This window comes from Phreatobacter aquiterrae (assembly GCF_053471285.1).
This window is the reverse complement of the sequence record NZ_JBJPHW010000009.1, coordinates 1-16,440: the sequence shown is the minus strand read 5'-3', so window position 1 is coordinate 16,440 and position 16,440 is coordinate 1. Positions and strand designations below refer to the sequence as shown.

The following is a 16,440-nucleotide window of genomic DNA, read 5'->3' as shown; positions in this document are numbered from 1 at the left end:
GTTGTGGGTCAGCGGAAGGGGATGGGCATGCGCGTTCTGTTGATCGAAGATGACAGCGCCACTGCGAAGAGCATCGAGCTGATGCTCAAGTCCGAGAGCTTCAACGTCTATACGACGGACCTGGGCGAGGAAGGCATCGACCTCGGCAAGCTCTACGACTACGACATCATTCTTCTTGACCTGAACCTGCCCGACATGTCGGGCTACGAGGTGCTGAAGTCGCTTCGGGTCGCCAAGGTCAAGACGCCGATCCTGATCCTCTCCGGCCTCGCCGGCATCGAGGACAAGGTGCGCGGCCTCGGCTTCGGCGCCGACGACTATCTGACCAAGCCCTTCCACAAGGACGAGCTCGTCGCCCGCATCCATGCCATCGTGCGCCGCTCGAAGGGCCACGCCCAGTCGGTCATCACCACGGGCGACCTGCTGGTCAACCTGGACCAGAAGACGGTCGAGGTCTCGGGCCAGCGCGTCCACCTGACGGGCAAGGAATACCAGATGCTGGAGCTTCTCTCGCTCCGCAAGGGCACGACCCTCACCAAGGAAATGTTCCTGAACCACCTCTATGGCGGCATGGACGAGCCCGAGCTGAAGATCATCGACGTCTTCATCTGCAAGCTGCGCAAGAAGCTCGCCAACGCCTCCGACGGCAAGAACTACATCGAGACGGTCTGGGGCCGCGGCTACGTGCTGCGCGAGCCGACCGAGGCCGAGGAGCGCATTCCCGCCTGACCGGATCGGCGGAAACAATTCCGCCATAACCGCGTCACAAGGCCGTCACCGACGGCTGGCAAACAGAATTCCAATAGTCTGGCGAGTACGGATGAAATGCCGCCAGACGACGAGGGCCCCGCCGGGAAACCGCGCGGGGCTTTTTGTTGCTTCCGTACGGGGGGGCAGCCGACACCGACTGCCGGCTGCCCCCTCACCCGTTCAGAGCGCGTAGCGCAGGATCGCAGCGAGCGAAGCCCCGCCCGGAATGTCGTCGCGCCGCACCGCCAGCACGGTTGCCCCCGCCACCAGCGCACGGCCGGCGATTTCGTCGACGACGCCGTAGGTCTTCGCGCCTTCGTCCTTGGACAGATGCACGGTGCCGTCGGCCTCATCGACCGTGCCGGGCACAACCTCGTCCATATCGACCAGCAGGGTGTCGATGGCGCCGAACGTGGCGGCACGCGCTGCCTGCGACAGGTCGCTTGTCGCGCGTCCCTGCTGGGCGCGGCTTTCGTAAAGCTCAGCGAAGGCGGCAATCCGGGCCGCATTGAGCCCGTCGATGACCGGCCGGGCCGCCTCGGCGATCTGGCTCGGGGTCTTTTCCACGGGACTTGCGGAGATGGCATCGCCGGCGAGCCCCGGATAGGTATTGACCGACCGGTAGGTGGACAGAAGCGGCTCGGTGGCTGCGAGGATCAGCGGCTCGTCGCGTCCGGAGAGGAAGGGCCGCAGGACGGCGTCGATCTGGCGGGCATACTGGCGCAGCAGCACCTTCTGGCCTTCCGACCCGTGAATGCGTCCTGATGGCGAACGGTCGTTGACCGAGGCCCGTCCGGTTGCGGAGCCCGCATCCTTCGGCATGTCCTTGACGTTGACCTCTGCCGCCGGCAGGTCGGCGGAGACCTCAATCAGTCGCGGCCCCTTCTCGGCAAGCGCCAGAACGAAGGCGCGATGCGGGAAGGTCACGGCGCGCAGCAGCGGCTTCAGGTGGAAGCGGTCGGAGACCTGCGCCATGTCGTGGAGGCGGTTGGGAAGGCGGAAGGTCCGGATGGAGTCCGGCGTCGCCAGCACCGCGAGGCTGTGCGCCTGGAACGTCCAGAAGCTGCCGTCGTCGATCAAATCGTCGAACTGTTCCGCCAGAAGCGCACGCCGCCGCTTGTCGAAATCCACCGCATCGAGCTGCTCCAGTGCCTGCTTGACGAGATTGCCGAAAGCGATCCGGGATGCTCCGACATGCTGGGTTTCCGGTGTCGTGGACAAGTAGAGGGAAACACAGGCATCGGCTCGCTCCTCGATCAGCGAGCGAATATCCGGGCGCGTCGGAATGTCCACGTACAGCATGGCTCTGATCTTCTCCAAAATTGGTCGCCGGATCCAAGACCCGGCCTGAATTGAAACTGGCGGATAACTGATAGCACCCGCCGTGCCCGACATGGTTGCGAGGGATCAATTCCGCAATGCGTGAGATCGTCGCGGCGGTTGCGCCGACGTCACTGTCAGTAGGGCGTGCCGTCCTTGCGGGTGAAGACCCACCGGCCATCGGGTCCGAGCGCCGCCGCGATATCGTCGGCGGGATAGGTCACGCTGTCACCCGGGCTGCGGTCGCCGATCTCGAGATAGGTCGCCGGCGCAGGAGAACGGTTGAGCAGATGATGCGCCGTTCCGCCCCTGGGGAAGCCCGCGCACATGCCGGGTGTCAGAACCGTCTCTCCGGCATCCGTGACCAGCACCAGTTCCCCCTCCAGCACGAAGACGAACTCGTCCTGCGTCGTGTGCCGGTGATGAAGCGCCGACAGGCCGCCGGGGTCGATGGTGGTCAGGTTGACGCCGAAATTGGCCAGGCCGAACACCTCGCCGAGCTGGCGCTTCGTGCGCGCGGCCATGCGTGAGGCGAAAGGCTCGGGATAATTGGAGGCCTTCGCCCGGGGCGCGACATCCCGCGCGACGATGGCGGCAGGGCGGGAGGATGAATCGGTCATGGTCGCTCTCCTGCGGCCGATGATGCGAGCGGATGGCGCGCCGGTCCAGACTGCTCTCCGCAACGATGCCCCCCATCCCGGGACGCGGGAGCGGCGGCCTCTCTCTGCCTCCCAACATAGGAGGACATTTTTCTTCATTCATTGATTACGGAAGAATGCTGTGACTTTTTCGTTTGAGTTGATGGCCATTGGTAGAACTTTCTCCCGATTGCGCCTAGACTGGCGCGACACTGAGAGGACCCAGCCATGACCGCACATGTTTCGCCCGACAAGACCCGCAAGCCCGGTCGCGGCCGGATCTACGACTCCATCACCGAGACGGTCGGCGACACGCCCCTGGTCAGGCTGGACAAGCTCGCCAAGGCACACGGTTCCAAGGCGACGATCCTCGCCAAGCTCGAGTTCTTCAACCCCATCGCCAGCGTGAAGGACCGCATCGGCGTGGCGATGATCGACGCCATCGAAGCCGCCGGCAAGCTGACCCCGGACACCGTTCTCATCGAGCCGACCTCGGGCAACACCGGCATTGCCCTTGCCTTCGTCGCCGCCGCGCGCGGCATCCGCCTGATCCTGGTCATGCCGGAGACGATGTCGATCGAGCGGCGCAAGATGCTCGCCCTCCTCGGCGCCGAACTCGTGCTGACCGAAGGTCCCAAGGGCATGAAGGGCGCCGTGGCCAAGGCGGAAGAACTGGTGGCGGAGAACCCCAACGCCATCATCCCGCAGCAGTTCAAGAACCCCGCCAACCCGGAGATCCACCGCCACACCACGGCGGAGGAGATCTGGAACGACACGAACGGCACGGTCGACATCTTCGTCTCCGGCGTCGGCACCGGCGGCACCATCACCGGCGTCGGCCAGGTGCTGAAGAGCCGCAAGCCCGGCGTGAAGATCGTTGCCGTCGAGCCGACGGACTCGCCGGTCCTGTCGGGCGGCGCGCCCGGCCCGCACAAGATCCAGGGCATCGGCGCGGGCTTCGTCCCGGACATCCTCGACCGGTCGGTGATCGACGAGGTCGTTCAGGTCTCGAACGACCAGGCCTTCGCGCTGGCGCGGGAACTCGCTCGCTCGGAGGGCATCCCCACAGGCATCTCGGCGGGCGCCGCCGTCCATGCGGCGCTGGAACTGGGCAAGCGCGAGGAAAACGCCGGCAAGACCATCGTGGTCATCATCCCGAGCTTCGCCGAGCGCTATCTCTCGACCGCCCTGTTCGAGGGTCTCTGAGCAGAGACGGACGGGACGGGCCGGCTCCGCGTCAGGGTCAGTCGGTCGGCAATCCGAACGGCACGGAATCGACCGTGCCGCCCGGCGGCAGGACCTGCTCCAGCCGCCAGCGGCCGCCATGCGCCGCCACCATGCGGAAGACGACGGGCGCCCGGTAGGCGCGCAGCGGCACCGAGAACTCGACCCGGCCGTCAGTGAGCTGGTTCCGGCTGCCGAGGCGCGGGACATTGGCGGGCGAGACATCCTCGGGCAGGCCGGTCAGGTTGAGCGGCATGACGCCGAGCCGATGGGCCACCGTCATGGCATGGGCGAAGTAGAAGCTCGTATCCGTCTGCTCCATCTGGCTGACGGCGGGCATCATCTCGGCCGCATGCAGCACGGCGCTGCTGGCCGGCAGGCGTGCGATCCGGTTGAACTCGAACCGCGCCAGGTGCCGGGCAAACGCGCTCTGGCTGGCCGGCGTCATGATCCAGTAAGCCGTGACGTAGTCGCCCCGGCGGTAGGCGCTCAGGAACTGCCGCAGCGCCGCCTCCGGCGACCGGAGGTCGAGCCGATCGAAGGCGATGCTGCCCGACGACGAACGGGCCGAAGCGAGGAGACCAGGCGATGAGAGAAGGCTGACGGCGACGAGCGTCTTCAGCATGCCGGAGCGAAGCGCCCGGCGCATAGGTGCGACCATCCAGCCCTCCCCGACCCGATTCGGAAAGCGTGCCGCAACCACCGGTATTTGTCACGCGGAACGCGTTACCCGGATAGGGCTCAACGCCTGTCCTTCAGCGCCTCCTCGATCTCCGCCAGCACGGCCGGATCGTCGATGGTCGCCGGCATCGACCATTCGCTGCCGTCGGCGATCTTCTTCATCGTGCCGCGCAGAATCTTGCCCGACCGCGTCTTGGGCAGGCGCGACACGGCGATGGCGAGCTTGAAGGCCGCCACCGGTCCGATCTTCTCGCGCACCAGCGCCACGAGTTCCTTCTCGACCTCGTCGGGCTGCTTGTTGACGCCCGCCTTCAGCACGACGAAGCCGCAGGGCACCTCGCCCTTGAGCTGGTCGGCCATGCCGATGACTGCGCATTCGGCGACGTCCGGATGGGAGGAGAGCACCTCCTCCATGCCGCCGGTGGACAGGCGGTGGCCGGCGACGTTGATGATGTCGTCGGTGCGACCCATGATGTAGAGGTAGCCGTCCTCGTCGACGAACCCCGCATCCGAGGTCGAGTAGAAGCCTGGAAAGGCGTCGAGATAGCTCTCGCGGAACCGGTCGTCCTGCTGCCAGAGCGTCGGGAACGAGCCCGGCGGCAGCGGCAGCTTCACCACGATCGAGCCCATGGTCTTGGGCGGCAGGTCCTTGCCGGCCTCGTCGACGATCCTGACGTCGTAGCCGGGCATCGGCACGGTCGGCGAGCCGGGCTTCACCGGCAGCATGCCGAGGCCCACGGGATTTCCGACGATGCACCAGCCTGTCTCGGTCTGCCACCAGTGGTCGACCACCGGCACGCCGAGGATTTTCTCGGCCCAGAGCACGGTGTCGGGATCGGCGCGTTCGCCGGCGAGGAACAGGGTGCGGAATGTCGGCAACTGGTAGCGCTTCAGATGCTCGGCGTTGGGGTCCTCCTTCTTGATGGCGCGAAAGGCGGTTGGCGCGGTGAACAGGGCCGCAACCCCGTGCTCCGCGATCACGCGCCAGTAGGCGCCGGGGTCCGGGGTGCCCACCGGCTTGCCCTCGTAGAGGATCGAGGTGACGCCGGCGATCAGCGGCGCATAGACGATGTAGGAATGTCCGACGACCCAGCCGACGTCGGAGGCTGCCCAGAAGACCTCGCCGGGCTTCACGCCGTAGAGGTTCGCCATCGACCAGTTGAGCGCGACCAAGTGGCCGCCATTGTCGCGCACCACGCCCTTGGGCTTGCCGGTCGTGCCGGAGGTGTAGAGCACGTAGAGCGGATCGGTCGCGGCAACCGGCACGCACTCCGACTGCCGGCCCTCGGCGCGGGCATGGGCGACGAGGCCCGCCCAGTCGTGATCGCGGCCGGCGATCATCGACGCCTCCGCCTGCGGCCGCTGCAGTACGATGCAGGCCTCGGGCTTGGCCAGCGACAGCTCGATCGCTCCGTCGAGCAGCGGCTTGTAGGCCACCACCTTGGTGCCCTCGATGCCGCAGGAGGCCGAGACGATGACCTTCGGATGACAGTCGTCGATGCGGGTCGCCAGTTCCTTGGCTGCGAAGCCGCCGAAGACCACCGAATGGATGGCGCCGATGCGGGCGCAGGCGAGCATGGCGATCGCCGCCTCCGGCACCATCGGCATGTAGACGATGACCCGGTCGCCCTTGCCGACGCCCAGGCCCTGCAGGACGGCGGCAAAGGTCGCGACCTCCTCCTTCAATTCGGCGAAGGAGATGGTGCGCTTGGCGCCCGTGACGGGGGAATCGTAGATGATGGCGGCCTGATCGGGCCGCGACGCCGCGTGCCGGTCGACCGCGTTGAAGCAGGTGTTGCAGACACCGTCCGGAAACCAGCGGCCATAGACCCCCAGGGCAGGATCGAATGCGGTCTTGGGCGGCACGATCCAGTCGATCGCCTTCGCCTGCTCAGCCCAGAAGCCGGCCGGGTCGGCCTTCCAGGCGCCGTAGACGTCATCATACCGCGAGATGCTGCGCCGATCCGTCATCCTGTCCCCCCGGGGTCGCCTCGCCTGGACGACCCACCCGTCGCGCTCTGCGGCGCATGCCTGTTCAATGGCCGGCATTGTCTCCCTGCAGCGCAGGAGTGCAACCGTCCCGGCCTCGACCAATCGGCCGGTCGGCGGGAAACTTTAGTTGGACGGCCCCGAAGCGATCACTTTCGGGACCCTTGGCACTCAACCTGACGTTGAGTCACGGCGATTGCGGAATCGAGCCATGCGGGCGCGACATGCCGCAGCGCACCATCGCTTAGCCCTTCGTTAACCGTGCCGGCCCCACTGAAAACATGTAATCACCCTGCCCTCCCGGGACCATTTCGATGTCATTACTCGGACGCTTCAGCATTTCGGCCAAAGTCCTCGGCCTCGTCATGTTACTTAACGTCATCTCATTGGCGATCGGCGGCATCGGATACTACGGCCTCGATCAATTACAGACCGAGAACGAGCAGGCGGCGCGCGTGAGCAGCCGCGCCTTCGACGCCGTGGTGGTCAACCGGGCGCTCGCCGCGCTGTCCCGTGCCGAGTTCATCATGGCGACCGATCCCAAGCCGGAGACGATCGCTGCCAACCTGACGATCGTCGAGGAGGACCTGAAGGCGATCGAGAGTCGCCTCGTCGCCTTGCGCCAGACCGCGGTGCCGGAGGTGCGGGAGGCACTCGCAAGGTCAGAGGCTGCGCTTCAGAAGTACCTCCCCCTGATGCAGCAGACCGTCGCGCTGGCGAGAAAAGTGACGGGCATGCCGACCATCGAGCAGCAGGACGAAATCGCCCGAGCGGCCCTCGCTTCGGCCGGTCCCTACATGGACGCGCGCATGGCTCTTCGCGACCTGACGGTGGTCCAGCAGAAGCGCGCCGAGGACACATCGAAGGCCGCCGACGCCATGGCCGCCTCCATGCAGACGCTGCTGATCGGCTTCGCCGCCGGCGCGCTGGTGCTCGGCATCGTGCTCGGCTTCGTCATCGGCCGCCTCGGCATATCCTCGCCGATCCGGCTGCTCACCGCCTGCCTCGATCATCTCGCCAATGCGCGCTTCGACGTGGCCATTCCCGGCACCCAGCGCCGCGACGAGGTCGGCGACATCGCGCGCGCCGCCGAGACCTTCAAGGCCAACGGTCTTGAGGCCATCCGGCTCCGTGAGGAGCAGGAGACCGCCAAGGCGCGCAGCGCGGAGCAGCAGAAGGCCCTGATGCACCGCATGGCCGATGACTTCGACCGTGCGGTCGGCGGCATCGTCACCCATGTCTCGTCGGCCTCGGCCCAGCTCAAGGGCGCGGCCCAGACCCTGTCCAGCGCCGCGGAAGAGGCCTCGGTTCAGGCCGGCGCTGTGGCGGCAGCGTCCGAGGAAGCCTCCACCAACGTTCAGACGGTCGCCTCCGCCACCGAGGAGCTCTCCGCCTCGGTGCGCGAGATCGGCGGCCGGGTCGAGCAGTCGGCCGCCATGGCCAACGAGGCCGTCGCCAAGGCCGACAGTTCCGCCCAGACCATCCAGGAACTGGCCGCCAAGGCGCAGAAGATCGGCGAGATCGTCGAGCTCATCAACTCCATCGCCTCGCAGACCAATCTCCTCGCCCTCAACGCCACGATCGAGGCGGCACGGGCGGGCGAGGCCGGCAAGGGCTTTGCCGTCGTCGCCGCCGAGGTGAAGAGCCTCGCCGACCAGACCGCCAAGGCGACCACCGAGATCGCCTCGCAGATCAGCGGCATCCAGCAGGCCACCGGCCAGTCGGCTGAGGCGATGAACGGCATTGCCGCGGTCATCCGCGAGATCAGCGCGGTGTCGGCCAGCATTGCCAGCGCGGTGGAAGAGCAGAACGCCGCGACGCAGGAGATTGCCCGCAACGTCCAGCAGGCCTCCGCCGGCACCGGCGAGGTCTCCACCAACATCGTCGGGGTCTCGCAGGCCGTGTCCGAGACGGGCGCCGCCGCGACGCAGGTGCTGGCCTCCGCCGAGACGTTGTCCGCCCAGGCCGGCTCGCTCAACACCGAACTCGACAAATTCCTGTCGACGATCCGCGCCGCCTGACACCGTCGGTGAGTGGCGCAAACGACGAGGCCCTCCCGCAAGGAGGGCCTTCTTCGTGTCAGCGTTCGGCCAGCGCCAGCCGGATACCGAGCCCGAGGAACAGGGCGCCCAATATCCGGTCGAGCCAGGTGCGGACCACGGCGAAGGCCGGAAGCCGCGCCATGCGGGACGCCGCCCAGGCGACCATCAGGTTCCACGCCGTGCCAGTCAGGTTGAAGACGAGCCCGAGGACGACGAAGGCCAAGGCCTTGGACGGTGCGGCCGGGTCGATGAACTGCGGCAGGAAGGCGAGGAAGAACAGGGCAACCTTCGGATTGAGCACGTTGGTCAGGAAGCCCTGGAGGAAGACCGATCTGAGCGAAGCCGGCGGCAGAGGCGCGCAATCCCCCGCACCACCTCCCGCAGGAGCCAGCAGAAGCCGCAAGCCGACGATGACGAGATAGGCCGCGCCCACCCATTTGATGACAGTGAAGGCGAGCGCCGAACTGGCGATCAGCACCGACAGGCCGACCGCCGCCGCGGCGATGTGGACGAAGGCCCCCGCCCCGATGCCGAAGGCCGCCACCGCTCCGGCGCGCGTGCCGTCGCGCATCGCGCGCCCCATCACCAGCGCCATGTCCGGCCCCGGCGTGACGTTGAGCAGGAATCCGGCGAGCACGAAGAGCCAGAAGTCGTGGATGCCGAGCATGGGCGTGTCCGGGCGCGAGGAATCAGCGGATGAGCGATCCTATCCGACCGCCTTCGCGACCGCGCGCCCCGCCGTGCGGCCCGAGAAGATGCAGCCGCCGAGGAAGGTGCCTTCCAGCGCGCGGTAGCCGTGCAGGCCTCCGCCGCCGAAACCCGCCACCTCGCCCGCCGCATAGACATTGGCGAGCGGCGAGCCGTCCGCCGTCAGCACCCGTCCGTCGAGATCGGTCTGCAACCCGCCGAGCGTCTTGCGGGTCAGGATGTTGAGCTTGACCGCGATCAGCGGCCCGTTCTTCGGATCGAGAATCCTGTGCGGCGCGGCGGTGCGCATGAGCTTGTCGCCGCGGTAGTTGCGCATGGCGCGCAGGGCGAGGATCTGCATGTCCTTGCAGAAAGGATTGTCGATCTGCCGATCGCGCGCCACGACCTCGCGCTCCAGCGCCAACGGGTCGATGAGACTGGTGCCGACCAGTTCGTTCATGCGCCGGCCGAGCGAACGGATGTCGGTATCGACGATGAAGTCGGCGCCCTTGTCCATGAAGGCCTGCACCGGTGGCGGCAGCCCCTTCCCGAGCCGCGACAGGATGCCGGGTATCGACTTGTTGGTGAGATCCGGGTTCTGCTCCGAGCCCGACAGCGCGAATTCCTTCTTGATGATGGCGCGCGAGAGAACGAACCACGAATAGCCGTGGCCGGACTTCACGATGTGTTCGAGGCTGGACAGCGTGTCGAAACCGGGGAAGTTCGGCGCCGGCAGCCGCTTGCCCGTCGCGTCAAGCCAGAGGGAGGAGGGGCCGGGCAGGATGCGGATGCCGTGGTGCGGCCAGATCGGATTAAAGTTCCGGATGCCCTCGACGTAGTGCCACATGCGGTCGCGATTGACGACGCGCCCGCCCGCCTCCTCCGTGATGACCTGCATGCGCCCGTCGACATGCGCCGGCACGCCGGAGACGAGAAAATCCGGCAGCGTGCCGAGACGTTCCGGCCAGTTCTTGCGGACGAGGTCGAAATTGCCGCCGATGCCGCCCGACGTGACAACCACCGCCTGCGCCTTCAGCGCGAAGGAACCGGTTGCGATGCGCGAGCTCTCGGCGCCGCGCGCGACCGTCGTCGGCTCGAGGATGTCGCCCTCGACGCCGTCGATGGTTCCGGCCGATGTGGTCAGGCCGTTCACCCGGTGGCGAAAGCGGAAAGAGACGAGGCCGCGCTCCGCCGCTGCCTTCACCCGCGCGACGAATGGCGCGATCAGGCCGGGGCCGGTGCCCCAGGTGACGTGGAAGCGCGGCACCGAATTGCCGTGCCCCGTGGCGAGCCCCCCGCCCCGCTCCGCCCAACCGACGAGGGGAAACCAGCGCACCCCGCGCTCATGCAGCCAGGCGCGCTTCTCGCCATGGGCAAAGTGGACATAAGCCTCGGCCCAGCGCTGCGCCCAGTCGTCCTCGGCGCGGTCGAAACCGGCGGTGCCCTGCCAGTCCTGCCAGGCGAGATCGAAACTGTCGCGGATGCCCATCCGCCGCTGCTCGGGACTGTCGACGAAGAACAGACCGCCGAAGGACCAGAAGGCCTGGCCGCCGATGGTCTGCTCGCCCTCCTGGTCGAGGAGGATCACCCGCCGGCCGGCCTCGGCCAGCTCGACGGTGGCGACGAGGCCCGCCAGCCCCGCGCCGATGACGATCACGTCGGCGTCCATGTCGCGTCCCCCTGTCGCGGCAGCGTCGTCGGCTGCGGCGCGGCCACGCAATGACCGCGGCGATTGTCACCGCCGCGGCCGGTTCGCGCAACAGGTGCGCCGGTTCAGGTGATGGCGATCGGACCGCCGGGGGACCCGGTGGCGCCCTTGATCGGGACCGGGCACATCACATAGACGAACTGATACTTGCGATCGGCCAGCAGGCTGTCGAACTGCAGGTTCTCGTGGATGAAGATGCCGTTCTTGGTGAGCAGTTCGGCATGGACCGGGAAGGCGAGGTTGCGGTCCGGGTTCGGCACGCACTCGACGCCCCAGCTGTCGCCGCCCATGACGACGATCTGCTTCTCGATCAGCCAGCGTGCGACTTCCAGGCCCGGCCCCGGCTCGCCGGAGGCATAGCGCTCGTTGTTGCGCATCCACAGCGAGCCCCAGCCTGTGTGGAAGAATACCGCGTCTCCCGGCTGCACGTCGGCCTCGCTCATGTTCTGTTTGGCGAGCGCGCCGCGCACGTCGGCCATGGTCACCTCCTGGCCGGCATCCATCATGGCGCCGCGCTGGGCCATGACGTCGATGAGATGGCCTCGTGTGAAGATCGGCTTGACGTTCTCGACACCCAGTTTCTTGACGCCGGTGCCGCTGACCATCTCCGAGCCGCGCACGCCGTTGTAGTAGATGTGCTCCGTCGTATCGCCATCCTTGCCGACCTGAAGTCCGATATGGGCGAGACCGTCGAACTGCGTGCCTGTCTGGCCGATCTCGGTCGCCAGATATTCGTCGTTATAGACGAGCTTGTTGCTCGCGAACGGACCGCCGGTCGGATTGCCGGGAATGCGCAGGGTGAAGGCACGGTCGCCGAATTTGGGCATGGCGGATTCCGAGACCCGCCCGATGCGATGAATCTTTCCGTCGCGAATCCACTTGGCCGCTTCCAGCACCTTGGCCGGCGTGATGTGGTTGGAGGCACCGGCCTGATCCTCGGCGCCCCAGCGCGAGGGCCACCAGGGCTGGACGGCGGGCGTCTGGGCCTGGGCTGGGGAGATGGCGACCTGCGCCACATGCGCCGTCGCGGCCGCCACGACGCCGCCGACCGCTGCCCCCTTGAGGAAGTCGCGGCGTTCCGGCGCCTCGGGATGTTGAGCAAGGTCCTTGGGATCACGCACTGTCATCGGGGTGTCCTCCATGCTGATCGTTCTGACTCGGCGGCTGTCGCAGGCGCCGCGCGCGCAAGTCTAGTCAAGCACCGGTCAATCGACAGATAGCCGAACGGCCGAATAAAGGTCAGCGTTCGTCACGTAATTCAATAACGACAGACTCGATGTCCTAAAATGGACTTGGCTCGCAGCAGCAACGCGGACTAATGAAGACGGATGAGCCTCTTCGATACCGACAAATCTGCCCAACGCGTGCCGGTGACGCTGGTCACCGGCTTCCTCGGCGCCGGCAAGACGACGCTCATCAACCGCTTGCTGGCCCACCCGGGCATGGAACGCTCGCTGGTCATCGTCAACGAGTTCGGCACCATCGCGCTCGACCACCTGTTCATCGAGAGCCGCGACGCCGACCTCGTCATGCTGTCGTCGGGATGCATCTGCTGCACCGTGCGTGGCGACCTCGAACTGACGCTGCGCGACATGGCCGCACGACGCCAGACAGGAGAACTGCCGCCGTTCGATCGCGTGCTGATCGAGACCACCGGACTTGCCGATCCGGCGCCGATCGCCGCCCTGTTCTTCAGCAATCCCATGGTGATGCACGATTTCCGGCTGGACCGGATCATCACCCTGGTCGATGCCGTCAACGGATCGCACCAGCTCGAAGCACAGCCCGAGGCATCGGCCCAGGTGGCGATCGCCGACCTGATCGTGGTGAGCAAGACGGACATCGCGGCGGCGGAGGCGGTGACGGAACTCGACACCCGCCTGACACGCCTCGCGCCAGGCGCCCGGCGCGAACGGGCCGTCGCGGGGGCGATCTCGCCGGACCTCCTGTTCGGCGGCCCGCCACATCGGCTGATGACTGTCGAGAAAACTGCCACCTCCGGCCACGCCGCCGGCTGCGAGGACCCCGCCTGCGGCCATCCCGACCACGGCTCGCGCCACGGCGCCGGCATCCGCACCGTCACGATCATCCACGATCGCCCCTTGCCATGGGATTCGCTGAACCAGTGGTTCCGCGGTCTGCGCGCCACCTGGGGCGAGGAACTCCTGCGCCTGAAGGGGCTGATCGCGGTCGAGGAGGCGGCCGGACCGCTGATCGTCCATGGCGTACACACCACCTTCCACCCGCCGGTGGAACTGGCCGACTGGCCCGACGCGGACCATCGCACGCGCATCGTTCTCATCCTCAAGGATGTCGATCCGGCGGCCGTCGTCGCGAGCTTCCACGAGACGGTGAACCAGCCTCTCCCGGCGGCCTGATCCCTCTCACGCCCGCTTCGCCATCTCCCTGAGTACGAACTTCTGGATCTTGCCCGTTGATGTCTTCGGCAGTTCCGTGAACACCACCGTGCGCGGGCACTTGAAGGCGGCGAGGTTCTGCCGGCACCAGGCCATGATCTCCTCGGCCGTCGCGCTTGTGCCCGGCTTCAGCTCGACGAAGGCGCAGGGTGTCTCGCCCCACCGGTCGTCTGGTTTGGCCACCACGGCCGCCGCCTGCACGGCGGGATGCTTGAACAGCACGTCCTCCACCTCGATGGAGGAGATGTTCTCGCCGCCGGAGATGATGATGTCCTTGGAGCGGTCCTTCAACTGAATGTAGCCGTCCGGATAGAGCACGCCCAGGTCGCCGGAATGGAACCAGCCGCCGGCAAAGGCCTCGTCGGAGGCCTTGCGGTTCTTCAGGTAGCCCCTCATCACCACGTTGCCGCGCATCATCACCTCGCCGAGGGTGACGCCGTCGGCCGGCACCGGCTCCATGGTCTCGGGATCGAGCACCGTCATGTCCTCCAGCACCACATAGGGCACGCCCTGGCGCGCCTTCTTTGCCGCATAGTCGGCGCTGGACAGGCTGTCCCAGTCGCGGTTCCAGTCGTTGATGACAGAAGGGCCGTAGGTCTCGGTCAGGCCATAGAGATGGGTCACGTCGAAGCCGGCGGCCTTCATCGCGGCCAGCACCGCCTCGGGCGGCGGCGCCGCGGCGGTGAAGAAGGAGATGGTGCGGCCGATGTCGCGTTTCTCTTCCGCCGGCGCGTTCAAGAGCAGGCTCATGACGATGGGCGCGCCGCACAGATGCGTGACTCCATGGTCGGCGATGGCGTCGTACATGGCCCTGGCCCGGACCCAGCGCAGGCAGACATGGGTGCCCGCGACCGCCGAGACCGACCAGGGGAAGCACCAGCCGTTGCAGTGGAACATCGGCAGCGTCCACAGATAGACGGGGTGCTTGGTCATGCCGCAGGTCACCACGTTGCCGAGCGCCAGCAGATAGGCGCCGCGGTGGTGATAGACGACCCCCTTCGGGTTGCCCGTCGTCCCCGACGTGTAGTTCAGCGCGATGGCGTCCCACTCGTCGCCCGGCCTTTGCCACGCGTAGTCGACCTCTCCCCCCGCGATGAAGTCCTCGTACTCGACCGTGCCGATGCGCTCGCCCGGACCGTCATATTCGGGGTCGTCGTAGTCGATGACGAGCGGCTTTGCCTTGCAGAGAGCGAGCGCCTCCTTCGCCAGCCTGGAGAACTCGCGGTCGACGATGAAGACCTTGGCCTCGCCATGGTCGAGCGAGAAGGCGATGATCGGCGCGTCGAGGCGCGTGTTCAGCGTATTCAGCACGCCGCCGCACATCGGCACGCCGTAGTGCGCCTCGAGCATGGCGGGCGTGTTGGCGCAGATGACGGCGACCGTGTCGTTCTTGCCGACCCCTGCCCTGGCCAGCGCCGAGGCGAGCTTGCGCGAGCGCGCATAGAAGTCCCGATAGCTCCGCCTGATCCTGCCATGGATGATCGCGGGGTGGCCGGGAAAGACGCGGGCCGCACGCTCAAGAAAGGTGACCGGCGTCAGCGGCTGGTAGTTGGCCGGGTTCTTGTCGAGGTCGGCGTCATAGGCGCTCATGGCGGCGTCCCTGCTGCGGGGGTGCGTTTCCGCCGCCAACGGTAGGCGGGCGCCGCTCGCCGTTCAACGCCGCCGTTCGGGCACCCCGTTACCGCTGGCACGTTTCCGCCGCATTTTCGTCGTATTTTCAATCACTTGCACCATGATACCGTCTTCCGTTGCGGCACTTGTGGCCCTTCAGACACAGCGGCCAGCCTTCGTGATGACGTGGCACGGCAATGCGGGACCCTTCACGCTCTTGGGAGTTGATTTGTAACCCTCGCCCTGTATCCCGGCCCCTCGTTCCAACGGTGCCGGGGTGAAGGAGGGGGTCTCCTGGCATCGTCAGGATCGGACATCGAGAGGCACGGCGGTGGCATGGCCACAGCCGCATACAACAAGGACGTACCTCATGAAGAAACTCCTCCTTGCGAGCGCCGCGGTTGCCGCCCTCGCCACCGGCGCCCAGGCTGCCGACCTCGGCGCCCCGCGCGCTCCGGTCGCCGCTGCCGTCTACGCTCCCGTCTTCAACTGGTCGGGCGTCTTCGTCGGTGCCCAGGTCGGCTACGGCTGGGGCACCACCCAGGCGCGCTTCTTCGACAACGGCGGCCTGTTCGTCCCGGCGTCGAGCGGCTCGTACAACATCAACGGCGTGACCGGCGGTGTTCACCTCGGCTACAACTGGCAGATGAACAACATCGTCCTCGGTGTCGTGACGGACATCGAAGCCTCCGGCATCGGCGGCACGGGCGTGTTCCCGAACGGCGACGACTATCGCACCCGCCTGAACTGGCAGGGTTCGACCCGCGCCCGTCTCGGCGTCGCGATCGATCGCGTCCATGTCTACGCCACCGGCGGTCTGGCCTATGCCGGCCTGAACCATTCGGCATTCGACTTCGCCACGGCGACCCGCATCGGCAGCACCGGCACCCGTCTCGGCTGGACCGTCGGCGCCGGCGTCGAGTACGCCTTCACCCCGAACTTCGTTGCGAGCCTCGAGTACCGCTACACCGACTTCGGTTCGCGCAACGTCGACCTCAACCCGGTCTTCCTCGGCTCGACGACGTTCAAGACGACCACGCACGCCGTGCGCGCTGGCGTCAGCTACCTGTTCTCGACGGGTCCGTCGGCTGTCGTCGCCCGCTACTGAGCTTGCATCGATCCTTCGGGGTCGATCACGGAAAGGGCCGCCTTCGGGCGGCCCTTTTGCGTTGGGCGCTACAGCATCGCGGGAATAGCGCCGACGAGCAGGACGCACCCGACAATGAAGGTCAGCACATAGATGATCCTGTGAAATCGCGTGCAAGAACCACCCCCTGCTGGGCTGGTTTCGCGTCCAATAACCACCCCTGCTGAGGCCATAGCGCACGATCCTTTCCGTTTTCGGGAAGGGTCCAGGGATGACGGGTGTGGAG

Annotated in this window: 13 protein-coding genes; 5 read left to right on the top strand and 8 right to left on the bottom strand. The window is 66.9% G+C overall.

The genetic code is table 11. From position 1 onward, the window contains the following. Window positions 1-27 precede the first annotated feature (27 nt). Window positions 28-729 carry a response regulator transcription factor CtrA gene (gene ctrA / locus ACJ4V0_RS14270; RefSeq protein WP_296577187.1) on the top strand — a complete coding sequence of 234 codons (702 nt, stop codon included), beginning with the start codon at window positions 28-30 and terminating at the stop codon, window positions 727-729. Between the two features lie 201 nt (window positions 730-930). Here the strand turns inward: ctrA and ACJ4V0_RS14265 are convergent, their stop codons facing one another. Continuing rightward, the gene (locus ACJ4V0_RS14265) at window positions 931-2,145 is read right to left on the bottom strand and encodes a baeRF11 domain-containing protein (protein WP_448300257.1); all 1,215 of its coding nucleotides are present in this window, start codon (window positions 2,143-2,145) and stop codon (window positions 931-933) included. A gap of 62 nt (window positions 2,146-2,207) precedes the next feature. Then, window positions 2,208-2,690, bottom strand: coding sequence for a cupin domain-containing protein (locus ACJ4V0_RS14260; protein WP_448300256.1), 483 nt, complete (start codon window positions 2,688-2,690; stop codon window positions 2,208-2,210). Between the two features lie 246 nt (window positions 2,691-2,936). Here ACJ4V0_RS14260 and cysK point away from each other — a divergent pair, with 246 nt between their 5' ends. Continuing rightward, the gene (gene cysK / locus ACJ4V0_RS14255) at window positions 2,937-3,914 is read left to right on the top strand and encodes a cysteine synthase A (RefSeq protein WP_448300255.1); all 978 of its coding nucleotides are present in this window, start codon (window positions 2,937-2,939) and stop codon (window positions 3,912-3,914) included. Window positions 3,915-3,951: 37 nt separating this feature from the next. Here the strand turns inward: cysK and ACJ4V0_RS14250 are convergent, their stop codons facing one another. Together ACJ4V0_RS14250 and ACJ4V0_RS14245 are read right to left on the bottom strand one after the other, a co-directional pair. Continuing rightward, window positions 3,952-4,593, bottom strand: a complete 642-nt coding sequence (locus ACJ4V0_RS14250; RefSeq protein WP_448300254.1) for a hypothetical protein — start codon at window positions 4,591-4,593, stop codon at window positions 3,952-3,954. A gap of 80 nt (window positions 4,594-4,673) precedes the next feature. Next, window positions 4,674-6,584 carry a propionyl-CoA synthetase gene (locus ACJ4V0_RS14245; RefSeq protein ID WP_448300253.1) on the bottom strand — a complete coding sequence of 637 codons (1,911 nt, stop codon included), beginning with the start codon at window positions 6,582-6,584 and terminating at the stop codon, window positions 4,674-4,676. 332 nt (window positions 6,585-6,916) lie between these two features. On the opposite strand from ACJ4V0_RS14245, the gene ACJ4V0_RS14240 reads away from it, so the two are divergent. Continuing rightward, window positions 6,917-8,623, top strand: coding sequence for a methyl-accepting chemotaxis protein (locus ACJ4V0_RS14240; RefSeq protein ID WP_448300252.1), 1,707 nt, complete (start codon window positions 6,917-6,919; stop codon window positions 8,621-8,623). 58 nt (window positions 8,624-8,681) lie between these two features. On the opposite strand, the gene ACJ4V0_RS14235 is transcribed toward ACJ4V0_RS14240, so the two are convergent. The 3 genes from ACJ4V0_RS14235 to ACJ4V0_RS14225 form a co-directional block, all read right to left on the bottom strand. After that, window positions 8,682-9,311 (bottom strand): LysE family translocator, encoded by a 630-nt coding sequence (locus ACJ4V0_RS14235; protein ID WP_448300251.1) that lies wholly within the window; start codon window positions 9,309-9,311, stop codon window positions 8,682-8,684. Between the two features lie 39 nt (window positions 9,312-9,350). Then, complete coding sequence (locus ACJ4V0_RS14230; RefSeq protein WP_448300250.1) at window positions 9,351-11,000, bottom strand: FAD-binding dehydrogenase; 1,650 nt, start codon at window positions 10,998-11,000, stop codon at window positions 9,351-9,353. Between the two features lie 104 nt (window positions 11,001-11,104). After that, window positions 11,105-12,166, bottom strand: a complete 1,062-nt coding sequence (locus ACJ4V0_RS14225) for a cyclase family protein (protein WP_448300249.1) — start codon at window positions 12,164-12,166, stop codon at window positions 11,105-11,107. A gap of 201 nt (window positions 12,167-12,367) precedes the next feature. Here ACJ4V0_RS14225 and ACJ4V0_RS14220 point away from each other — a divergent pair, with 201 nt between their 5' ends. Next, a complete protein-coding gene (locus ACJ4V0_RS14220) occupies window positions 12,368-13,417 on the top strand; it encodes a CobW family GTP-binding protein (protein ID WP_448300248.1) in 1,050 nt (349 codons plus the stop codon). Window positions 13,418-13,423: 6 nt separating this feature from the next. Here the strand turns inward: ACJ4V0_RS14220 and ACJ4V0_RS14215 are convergent, their stop codons facing one another. Beyond that, on the bottom strand, window positions 13,424-15,046 hold the full coding sequence (locus ACJ4V0_RS14215; RefSeq protein WP_448300247.1) for an acyl-CoA synthetase: 1,623 nt from the start codon (window positions 15,044-15,046) through the stop codon (window positions 13,424-13,426). A gap of 391 nt (window positions 15,047-15,437) precedes the next feature. Here ACJ4V0_RS14215 and ACJ4V0_RS14210 point away from each other — a divergent pair, with 391 nt between their 5' ends. Continuing rightward, window positions 15,438-16,175, top strand: a complete 738-nt coding sequence (locus ACJ4V0_RS14210) for an outer membrane protein (RefSeq protein ID WP_448300246.1) — start codon at window positions 15,438-15,440, stop codon at window positions 16,173-16,175. Window positions 16,176-16,440 lie beyond the last annotated feature (265 nt).

Coding starts and splice junctions, on each gene's coding strand:
- ACJ4V0_RS14220 (WP_448300248.1), top strand. CDS start 12,368: ATGAGCCTCTTCGATACCGACAAATCTGCCCAACGCGTGCCGGTGACG.
- cysK (WP_448300255.1), top strand. CDS start 2,937: ATGACCGCACATGTTTCGCCCGACAAGACCCGCAAGCCCGGTCGCGGC.
- ACJ4V0_RS14245 (WP_448300253.1), bottom strand. CDS start 6,584: ATGACGGATCGGCGCAGCATCTCGCGGTATGATGACGTCTACGGCGCC.
- ctrA (WP_296577187.1), top strand. CDS start 28: ATGCGCGTTCTGTTGATCGAAGATGACAGCGCCACTGCGAAGAGCATC.
- ACJ4V0_RS14215 (WP_448300247.1), bottom strand. CDS start 15,046: ATGAGCGCCTATGACGCCGACCTCGACAAGAACCCGGCCAACTACCAG.
- ACJ4V0_RS14230 (WP_448300250.1), bottom strand. CDS start 11,000: ATGGACGCCGACGTGATCGTCATCGGCGCGGGGCTGGCGGGCCTCGTC.
- ACJ4V0_RS14210 (WP_448300246.1), top strand. CDS start 15,438: ATGAAGAAACTCCTCCTTGCGAGCGCCGCGGTTGCCGCCCTCGCCACC.
- ACJ4V0_RS14240 (WP_448300252.1), top strand. CDS start 6,917: ATGTCATTACTCGGACGCTTCAGCATTTCGGCCAAAGTCCTCGGCCTC.
- ACJ4V0_RS14235 (WP_448300251.1), bottom strand. CDS start 9,311: ATGCTCGGCATCCACGACTTCTGGCTCTTCGTGCTCGCCGGATTCCTG.
- ACJ4V0_RS14225 (WP_448300249.1), bottom strand. CDS start 12,166: ATGACAGTGCGTGATCCCAAGGACCTTGCTCAACATCCCGAGGCGCCG.
- ACJ4V0_RS14260 (WP_448300256.1), bottom strand. CDS start 2,690: ATGACCGATTCATCCTCCCGCCCTGCCGCCATCGTCGCGCGGGATGTC.
- ACJ4V0_RS14265 (WP_448300257.1), bottom strand. CDS start 2,145: ATGTCGGGCACGGCGGGTGCTATCAGTTATCCGCCAGTTTCAATTCAG.
- ACJ4V0_RS14250 (WP_448300254.1), bottom strand. CDS start 4,593: ATGGTCGCACCTATGCGCCGGGCGCTTCGCTCCGGCATGCTGAAGACG.